Origin of the sequence: Acinetobacter sp. YH01008, from assembly GCF_013420435.1 — a bacterium.
GTDB classification, from domain to species: domain Bacteria; phylum Pseudomonadota; class Gammaproteobacteria; order Pseudomonadales; family Moraxellaceae; genus Acinetobacter; species Acinetobacter pseudolwoffii.
Genome location: NZ_VOYD01000052.1, coordinates 1 through 7,295, shown reverse-complemented (window position 1 = coordinate 7,295; position 7,295 = coordinate 1). Strand labels below are relative to the sequence as shown.

General features: G+C 34.1%; 4 protein-coding genes. All 4 read right to left on the bottom strand.

What is annotated here, in order from left to right:
- Positions 1-321 precede the first annotated feature (321 nt).
- The 4 genes from FTT75_RS15035 to FTT75_RS15020 are packed head-to-tail and all read right to left on the bottom strand — an operon-like array spanning position 322 to position 7,140.
- A complete protein-coding gene (locus FTT75_RS15035) occupies positions 322-2,025 on the bottom strand; it encodes an AAA family ATPase (RefSeq protein ID WP_180001867.1) in 1,704 nt (567 codons plus the stop codon).
- 7 nt (positions 2,026-2,032) lie between these two features.
- Positions 2,033-4,552 (bottom strand): Hsp70 family protein, encoded by a 2,520-nt coding sequence (locus tag FTT75_RS15030; protein ID WP_180001866.1) that lies wholly within the window; start codon positions 4,550-4,552, stop codon positions 2,033-2,035.
- 12 nt (positions 4,553-4,564) lie between these two features.
- Positions 4,565-5,527 (bottom strand): hypothetical protein, encoded by a 963-nt coding sequence (locus FTT75_RS15025; RefSeq protein ID WP_257222009.1) that lies wholly within the window; start codon positions 5,525-5,527, stop codon positions 4,565-4,567.
- Between the two features lie 17 nt (positions 5,528-5,544).
- Complete coding sequence (locus tag FTT75_RS15020; protein ID WP_218950583.1) at positions 5,545-7,140, bottom strand: PspC domain-containing protein; 1,596 nt, start codon at positions 7,138-7,140, stop codon at positions 5,545-5,547.
- Positions 7,141-7,295: the final 155 nt, after the last annotated feature.

The following is a 7,295-nucleotide window of genomic DNA, read 5'->3' as shown; positions in this document are numbered from 1 at the left end:
GTACACAGTGCACTGGGTTATGTATCGCCTTTTGAGTTTGAAGCAATGTACTATGATAAGATTAACCCGTTAGGTCAGGTGGCCTAACTTAAATAAAAAAGTCTCCGACAAACCCGGTACGGTTCATTCTGAAGCTCTTCAGCTAAATTGAGCAGACCTACTTTGTGTTTAATGATTTGATTGTTAGTATGCAACATAAGAAAGTTACCTTTGTTTGATTAAGATTTCGACACCTTTATCAAAACGGGTAACTTTCTCTTTTTCAAGAAGAATGTACGATCAAGTCTGAACTAATACATATAAACTATCCATTATTTGTTCTTAAAACTGACTGAAACTATCATCATTTTTTACAGATGGTTTATACTTTTCAATAACCTCTTTAAAAAATTCATCCGTAATTTTGCTATCTTTTTTCAATGCCATTTTAGCAGTCTCATTTACTATATATTTAAGATCACTAGAAGTGTAACCAACCGTTAAAATAGCTACATTAAAAAGATCTAAATCCTCAGAAAATGGTCTATTTTCGATATACTGTTTTAGCATATCTAGACGAGCATTAAAGTCCGGGAAACCTATATAAATATGTTTTTCTAATCGACCTGTTCTTAACATTGCTGAGTCTATCGCTTTAGGTCGATTTGTTGCTCCAATAATAATAATTCCTTTCTCATTACAATTTGAAATTTGCGCTAAAAATTCATTGACCTCACTTAGATGATGGTGATTCAAATTACCCTCATTCCTATTTGGTAACACAGCATCTATCTCATCAATAAAAATTAATGAAGGTTTTTCCTGTTCAGCTTCCTTGAATAATTTTGCAATTTTTTCTTGAGTTCCGTGTATATAAACACTAGCTAAATCTGAAGGTTTTATTTCAAAATATGAATAACCTATTTCTTCAGCTAAACATCTCGCAATAAATGTCTTACCACAACCAGGTGGACCATATAACAGTATCCCATTTAATGGCTCAATACCATATTTTTGATATTTTTCAATTTGCCTTAGCGATTGTATAACATCCACATCCAATTGCTTTTTCAGGTCACTCATACCTGCAACTTTTTCCAAACCTTTTCTCAATGGATTTTTTTCACTAGTTTTTTTTGAATTATTTCCTAATTTAAGCTCCTTATTACCCAAAATTTTACTAGATGAATCAAAGACTTTTAATAAATTAGCTTTAAAATCACTTATGCATTGTTTTTCTTTTATTTGGCTACCATCTAAAATTAAACTAAATATATCATCAACTTTTTCATATCTTCTTTCATAAAAAGATAAAGGCGTAGATTGATAACTCATTCGGTGGAGTGCTATTCGTTTTTTTATAATATTGGTTGTTTGCTCTTCCCAATCAATATCATAGTTCCAAGGATGAACACCTGTAATACATTTATACAAAACGACCACCCACGCAAAAAGATCATCTTCTGCATCAGTTTTTTTAATCACATTTGTACTAGATTGATATGCTAGAGCTATGTTTTTCTTTGAACCTGAAAAAAATTGAATAACTTTAACCAAACATAAATAACTTTGTTTTTTTTCTGAGCTGTAGTCCAAATATATATAACTCGGATCTATGAATTTATGAAGCTTCTTATGATGATCCAAATAGTCCACTACCTCTAAAACTGGCAATAAAATATCTAGACTTTCAGTCACTGTAAGCTTTAATTTTCGTTCTGTTAAATTTTCAAGTGATTCACCTGTAAGATAATCATTTAAAAAGTAATAATACTTAACCTCATCACTTATAAAGTTTTGTAATTCAGACTGTATCATCAAATTGGGATGTACTAACAAAGATGCTTGATGCAACTTTTCTTCTAATAAATCAATATCGATCTTAGATAGAAGCTCATTTTGAATAACTTTCATCAGCTTAAGCTCATGAGAGCTTAAGTCCACGACTCGATACACTTCACAACAATCATGCTCACCTAAGTACTTCTGTACTTGATACTGATTTTCAATCACCGATTTTTTAGGAAATGTACCGACTCGCTTCATTTTCTTCTTAACGTCTCAATAGATCATTATTGACATTTTGCATTGCAGCTTTACTTTCAGGGCTCATTAATTGCACAACCTCCCAAACTGCCTGCTCAAGACGATCTTTATTAGGATTCATATTAAGCAATTGTTTGAGGTTCTGTACACCACGATATGCCTCTGCACGATTTGTCCACTTAATTTCATCAAAACTTTCATCGAGATAATAGACAGCACCTACCCAGAAACTAATATCTTGTCCTTGTAGTTCAAATGCCATAGAAGATAACTGACTTTCTAACTTCTTCGCAGATTGAATATCTTTAGCAGCGATCACTTGGCGAACATGCTCTTCAGACTCTTCAACAAGGCGATTGGTCTGAGCATTACCATAACGCTTATTTTGCATAATTAGGTGATTCAGTGTTTCCTGAAGCTCTTGCTTCACTTTTGGCCACTCGCCAGCTTCTTCTTGCTTATCTAACTCAATCAAAGACTCTTGAAGCTTAGCTTTCACTTCTTCCTTACTTGAGCGTTCATGACCACGATCATTCAGAACTTGTTCTGTTTCATCTAACTGTTCGAGCTGTTTTTCTGCAACACTGTTACCTTCATTGGCAAGGCGTTGTGCTGTTGCTTTTGCCTGAACAATCTCTTTCTGTAATTCCTCTTTCTTCACGTCTTTTTCAATTGTCGGTTCAATGACAATATCAAAACTTTCATCTAAAGATGGCAGATAAACCGATAATTTTCCTCGGCGTGAAGCATCAATATTTAAGGTTACTTCCACCTCACTTCCCGCAGGAAGAAAACTAGAAATATCTTGACCCGTGATAGCAAATTTACCGAAGAATGTATTTAAGATGGCTCTAGATCCCGCATTCTCTCGACTCAATTCATAAATTGGTATTAAAAGTTGATCTTCTTTAACACCTGGTCGAATATCTTTCATAGTCTTGAAAGAACCTTTACCTTTAGCTGGTAAAGTTTTATTTTTTTCTAAACCTGCTAGTGGGTAAACACCCTGTTTGTTATCTACCGTATCATACACCTCAATGCCTACACTATAAGGTAGAGTTGCATTAGCAATCTTCATACCCTGAATAATCGTAATGGAACTTGGTTCACACGGTATATTTGAACCATCAGGTCCAGATAATTTAATGTTAAATTGGTTGGTTTTACCTTCATTTAACATGAGTTCTATAATTTCTACATCGCCTTCAACAATCACTTTCCCTGAAGACCAACCACTATCACCACGAATAATTTCTAAAGTAAACGTATCAGGCAAGTTGGCTGTAGACTGATCACGGTCAATCCGAATGCCTAAATTTTCATGCGTTTCTACAGTCGTTTCCGGATATTTCAGGCTTAATTGTGCTTTTGAACTATCACGTTTTTGTAGATCCCCTGGAATATCTTTTGTAGAAGCAAATAACGCAGCACCTTTTGCCACTGCTGTCATCGGGTCAATATTTGTATCAACCTTTTCTGTAATTTGCTCTTTTAACATGCGGCGCAACGTTTGTTGGAAAGTTGGACCACCAACGAGGATAAGAGACTCTAAATCACGGCCACTTAAATTATTACGTTTTAATACATCTTGAACGATGTCAATTGCACGTTGGAAAATTGGACTGACGACTTTTTCATACTGCTCCAAACTAATATCAAGATCAGCTTGAATTTCTTCCCCATCATCATCTTCACCCAAATCCTCTAAGAAATAACTCCATTTCTCTTTAGAGGATAAAGCGATTTTTGCTTCTTCAGCATATATTTTTAATGCATCTTGAAGGAGTTTTTTAGTACTTTCATTTTCAAGAGTATCCGATAACTCACATTGCTTTTGTAATTCTGGAATTAAGAGCTGATCAACAATCGCATTATCAAGATTTTTACCACCGAGATGATTATCACCTTCAGTATCCACCACTTTCATAATGCCTTCTTCAACATGCATTAATGCAGCATCAAAAGTTCCTCCACCAAAGTCAAATACTAACCAATAGCCTGTAGTAGCGTTGGCTTTAACTCCATAAGCGATTGAAGCAGCAATGGGTTCCTGAAGTAATTCACAATAACTAAAACCAGCCAATTCAGCCGCACGTTGTGTTGCATCTAATTGGCTTTGCCTAAACATTGCAGGTACTGTAATTACAGCAGATGTGACTTCCTCATCACGAATATAACCTTTCAGTTTTTTCAATACCTCAGCAGATAATTCTTCCGAAGTATAAGATCGTTGCATATTTGAAGAAGTATATTGGTGGTCCGTCCCCATGGTTCTTTTAAATTCTTGATAACCATTTGGCTCAGCTTTTTTTCGATTTCTATGAAAACTAACGGATTCTCTCTCTAATGCATTTTTTGCGCTCAATCCTACAAAAACAGCTTGTTTTTTATTAAAAGAAACTATAGATGGCGTTGTATCCATCTGATTATCATCACTTTTTATAATAAATGCTTCACCATCCTCCATACGAGCAATCGCTGAGTTTGTTGTTCCTAAATCAATACCGTAATCAATCTTTTGACGCATTTTTATAGTTCCTTAACCTACACTAACTTCTACATCTGCCATACGAATCATCACCCCATTAAAATTCACTTGTGGAACAATAACCTTCGTTATAATACTTTGACCATTTTCTAGTTCATCACTTGGTATGACCTGAGCTTTGATCGACATATTTTCTATATATTCAGCACCAGTATGATCAATAATTTCATAGCCTTGCTCAGATAACTCATCTTCTAGCCGTTCTAATGACTTACTGAGAGGCTTCAATCCTTTAGTATCTTCAGGCAATGCTGCAAGACGTTTACGCATACGATGAATTTCATCCGCCAATTTTAGAGGTAGACTATGATCCGGTTCGCTATTCTGTTGAACCATAGGTGTAACTTTGGCTTGTTCTTTAAGCTGAATTAAAACTTCATGTAAGCGGTCAGCAAGTTGAATGTCAGACTTCACAATATTTTCTTCAGTTTGCCGTACATTATCTAAAGCTAGTTTCACTTGAGAAGACAGATCCTCGCTTGATTGATTCTGTCTTTTTCTGAGTAAGAAGTAGCTTGCAGCAATTAAAGCTAATGCTAAAAACAACCCGATCAGTGCTGCGATTGTTCGAGTAGCAATACTGTCATTAATTGTTGCAGCAGTATCTGCCGTTGTTTTATTGAGCTGATTTAATTTTTCAACAGTTTGTGTATGTGCTTTTATACTATCCTGCAACTTAGTTTCTAGAATTTTTAAATCATCATTCAGAGTTTTAATTTGCAGCTGGTGTTGTTCATCCTGCTCAGTAATTTTTGAAATTAATGCTTTTTGCTGTTTAAGACTCTCTGCTTTTATCTGATTAATTTGTTCTAATGCCTGCTTGTTTAAATTTTCAAGCTCGCCAAATTTAACACGTATATCCTGTGGAATTTGCTCATTAGATGCTGCTGAAGCATGCCCTAACATCCCACCCAATACTATAAGTACAGCTATTCTTTTCATTGAATTCTTCATTTTTAAATACTCAAACCTTAATTTCTTTTAGGCATGATCATATTAAGTACGATATATGCAATTACACCTGGCCAAATAGATGTAAATACGCTAACTACAACAAACAAAATTCTTAGAAAACCAGCATTCCATCCCCAAAGTTCAGCTAAACCACCTAGTGCCCCACTAAATACAATATCTTTATCTGACTTATAAAACCCAGGCTCTTGATAGGATGATGGTTCATATTGATGATTATTTTGGGTTTTCACGAATTTATTAATAATATTTTCAAACTCTTCAATCTGTTCTTTAATATTTTTATAATTCCGTTCAACTCGATCCTCCACCTCAGGCACAAGTTCGAACGTTCTCATTATTTCTATTAAGCTACATACAGGCTTAGCCACACTCAGGAAATATGCTATATCTTGGTGGTTTTCCAATCTATTATGTGCATCATTAAATTCATCAATTAAAAAGTTCAAAATTTTCGTCACACAATAAGAAGATACTTTGTAATACATGTCATCATGTATATCTATCTGTTTTAATTCTTGTTTAAAGATATTTAAAATTTTTCTAGCATCTTCGATTGAATTAATGTCTCTTTCCATATACTCAGCGATAGATGAGTAGTTTTTTGAAAATTTATCATTTTCAATTAAATCTATTAGTTGTTCTTTATTTACCTTTACCTCTTCAGCAACCTGTCCATAAGATGGTAATTGTTCTGCCCATGTAATTAAATCATAGGCTAAATCACGATTATCTAGCTTATTATTTGCATATAGGGAACACTTTCTAACCTCTTCTACATACTCATTAAGAATATTTTGTATTTTATAATTTTCCGAAAATTCATCTATTTCATAAATCAGGTCTTCAACTTCTTTCAAACCATTATATTGATTTATAAAACTTGAATTTTCAGTATCCCTCAACTGCTGACTCTTTTGGATCGCAGTTTCTATCTGATTAATACAAAGTGCAAATAACTTTGTCTGTACATAGTCTTGTGCACTTGTTGAAAATGTCCAAAACTCATGTAATAGGCCAATACCATATGCACCATAAGGTTGCTCTTCTAAATTACTTATGAATTTAAGAATCTCATCTATAATTTTTTTATTTATTTGTTCTATATCAATTTTTAAATTACTTTCCCCAAATATAAATCCTTGAACATCCTGAAAATGGTCATCTGTTAAATATCCTAAATCTTTCAACGCTGATTCAAAATTGTCAGTATCAAAATTTGAACCTTGGCACCAAAATAATGAAATAACAGCTCGATTAAGTCGCCATGAAAATTTAGCATCATTTTCATTTTTACTAATTTGCTGATCCCATATTTCGAAAGCTTTTTGAACTTGATTGTTTTCAATACATTCAATTGCTAATTCATCAACACTATCAACTTTTGCAAACCAGAAGAAAGCGTATACCAATTTGTCAGTATCATTTTCTATATCTTTCGCAGCTTGCTGAATCGTATCTACTGTTCTTGTAAGAGGTGCTATTTCAGTTAGATCAAGGGAATATTTTTTTGGCTTACCAAACTCAGCAAATGTTTCTAAATCAGCTACTCTTTTTGCTACTTCTCTTGATGAAGCATTTGCAGTAAGCCCCAAAATACGGTAAGGATTATTAATTACGAACTGAACCGTACCGGGTTTGTCGGAGACTTTTTTATTTAAGTTAGGCCACCTGACCTAACGGGTTAATCTTATCATAGTACATTGCTTCAAACTCAAAAGGCGATACATAACCCAGTGCACTGTGTACA

Coding starts and splice junctions, on each gene's coding strand:
- FTT75_RS15035 (WP_180001867.1), bottom strand. CDS start 2,025: ATGAAGCGAGTCGGTACATTTCCTAAAAAATCGGTGATTGAAAATCAG.
- FTT75_RS15030 (WP_180001866.1), bottom strand. CDS start 4,552: ATGCGTCAAAAGATTGATTACGGTATTGATTTAGGAACAACAAACTCA.
- FTT75_RS15025 (WP_257222009.1), bottom strand. CDS start 5,527: ATGAAGAATTCAATGAAAAGAATAGCTGTACTTATAGTATTGGGTGGG.